The organism is Peptidiphaga sp., assembly GCF_057238965.1.
The window spans coordinates 5,620-8,137 of sequence record NZ_DBHHEV010000047.1; the positions used below are offsets into that span (position 1 = coordinate 5,620).

Sequence of the window (2,518 nt, forward strand, 5' to 3'; positions counted from 1 at the left end):
GGCGAAAAGCGGGGCATCGCCAAGACCGCGCTCGGCGAGCCTGTGTCAAAGGTCGGAGCGCACCTGCGCCCCGTCGTCCGAGGGGACGCGGTTGAGGACCACCGCGATGACGATGTCGCGTGAAACGGCTTCGTTGAGCATCGACCAGGGAATCGCGTCGGCGTAGCGGGCCGCGCTCGTGACGAAAAGCCACAGGTCGGCGGCGGCGAGCAGCTGGGCGGCGAGGCGCCGATTGTCTTCGACGACCGAGTCGATGTCAGGAGAGTCGAGAAGCGCGATTCCCTCGGGCAGCTCCTTGCTATCGGCCAAGGCGAGCTCGGAGTGGGCGCCGTCGTCCACGTCTGTGCTCTGCACCCTCGCCAAGCTCGGCAGAATGCTCTGATCCGCAAACCAGGCCCCGTCCTCTTCGCGGTGGACGAGCAGCGGACGCCGCGTCGTGGGCCTGATGGCTGTCGCCTTGGCCACGTTTTCGCCGAGCAGCGAGTTGACGAGCGTCGATTTGCCCGCGCCCGTCGAACCTCCGACCACGGCCAACAGCGGCGCGTCGATCCGCGAAAGCCTAGGAAGGATGTAGTCGTCAAGCTGACGAAGAACTTCGGACGTCGCTTTGGCGCCGTCCGAAGCCAAGGGCGTCTCGAGAGGGAACGAGACGTCTTCGAGGATGTCGCGCAGCGCGCCGAGCGCCTCCTCGAGTTCCTCCTGAGAAGCTATGGGAATGCTCATTTAGTCTCTTTCAACTGCGGGAAGTAATCCGATGATTCTGGCACCCATGCGTCGGGGTCGGCTTCGACCTGTTCGCCCGTACGGATGTCTTTGACCTGCTCCCCTTCGTCGGTCGAAAACCAGACGAAGGGAATGCCGCGTCTGTCGGCGAACTTGATCTGTTTGCCGAATTTGGCCGCGGTTGGCGAGACGTCGGTGGGAATCCCGCGACGTCTCAACTTCATGGCTGTAGCCGTCGCGGCAGCCCTGGCGCCCTCGTCATTGACCGCGATGAGGACGCAGGTGGGGACTTTCCTCGTCGCGCTCACCGTCGCCCTGCCGATCAAGCGCGAGACGAGCCTCGAAACTCCGATGGAAAGCCCGACGCCGGGATACGCGCGTTTGCCGTCGCTCACGAGCGAATCGTACCGCCCGCCGGAACAGATCGAGCCCAGATCCTCGTGGCCGACGAGGACGGACTCGTAAACCGAGCCGGTGTAGTAATCCAAGCCCCTGGCGATCTTGAGGTCGGCCACGACCGAGCCCGGAATGAGCGCGTTGGCCCCTTCGACGAGGCGCACAAGCTCGTCAAGGCCCTCCTCGAGCAGATCCGAACGCTGCCCGAGCTCCCGAACGCGGTCGGCCACCGATGCGTCGCCTCCCGAGATGTCAGCGAGCCTGAGGGCGAGATCGGCCTGCTGCGGCGTCGTCCCCGCCTTCTCGACGAGGGTCTGCGCAACCGCGGCCGGGCCGATCTTGTCGAGTTTGTCGACGATCCGCAGCGTCTCGCCGACGTCTTCGATTCCGACCGCCTCATAAAATCCCTGGGCTATTTTTCGGTTGGAGGCCCGTATGACGACCCGCGGGATCGGCAGACCCGACAGGGCATCGACCATGACGAGGGGAAGTTCGACCTCGTTGTGGAAGGGAAGCGTCTGCTCGCCGACGACGTCGACGTCAGCCTGCACGAACTCGCGAAAACGCCCGTCCTGCGGCCTTTCCCCGCGCCAAACCTTCTGTATCTGGTAGCGCTTGAACGGAAAGTCGAGCTTTCCCGCGTGTTCCAAAACGTACCGGGCAAGCGGAACCGTCAGGTCGAAATGAAGGCCCATCTCCGAATCTTGGGACGGCCCGCCCTGCAGGCGGCTCAGGACGTAGATCTCCTTGGAGGTCTCTCCCTTGCGCAACAGCTGGTCGAGAGGCTCGACCGCGCGGGTCTCGATCCCCGAAAAACCATGCAGCTCGAAGGTGCGGCGCAGAGCGTCGAGAATGCGGTCTTCGACGATCCTGTCCTGCGGCAACCACTCGGGGAATCCGGAGAGAGGGGCAATCTTCATGGGGACTATTGTTCCACGATTGGCGCCCATCCCCGGCATCCGGGCGAATCGCCGGAGAGAAAGGGCGCGCATTCGGTTCAATTTCAGGCCATTTCACCTGACATTGCAAGCTTCAGATAGTGCGAACGCTCCTTTTCCCGCCCCATCGTCGAGGAAGGGCCGTGCCCGGGGAAGAAAACGGTTGCGGGATCGATCCCTCTCGCCAGCGTCCGCAACGACTCCGCCGCCGCAGCGGGGTCGCCCCCGGGAAGGTCCGTCCGCCCGACGCCGTCCCTGAAGAGCACGTCGCCGCTGAGCATCAGCTTCTCGCCGAAAACTCCTTCGGGGAAGACGACGGACTCGCGATCCGGATCGATCGCCCCCGACAGAAGGAAAACGCTCGAACCCTCCGTGTGCCCCGGCGCGGGGATCGCTCGCATCGCCACGCCGGGCACGATCTGCCGGCCCTCGCCCTCGAAAAACTCTCGGGGGAGCGCCGC

The 2,518-nt window shown here is 64.5% G+C and carries 3 protein-coding genes; all 3 read right to left on the reverse strand.

Features of this window, described 5'->3' with window-relative positions:
• Window positions 1-45: 45 nt before the first annotated feature.
• Entirely contained in the window at window positions 46-723 is a 678-nt protein-coding gene (locus ACO48X_RS06835) for a dynamin family protein (protein WP_485001351.1), read from the reverse strand.
• A complete protein-coding gene (gene hisS, locus ACO48X_RS06840; RefSeq protein ID WP_485001352.1) occupies window positions 720-2,039 on the reverse strand; it encodes a histidine--tRNA ligase in 1,320 nt (439 codons plus the stop codon). Before hisS ends, ACO48X_RS06835 begins: the two co-directional genes overlap by 4 nt.
• A gap of 83 nt (window positions 2,040-2,122) precedes the next feature.
• Window positions 2,123-2,518: MBL fold metallo-hydrolase (locus ACO48X_RS06845; protein ID WP_485001353.1), on the reverse strand; the 396-nt coding region annotated here is incomplete at its 5' end.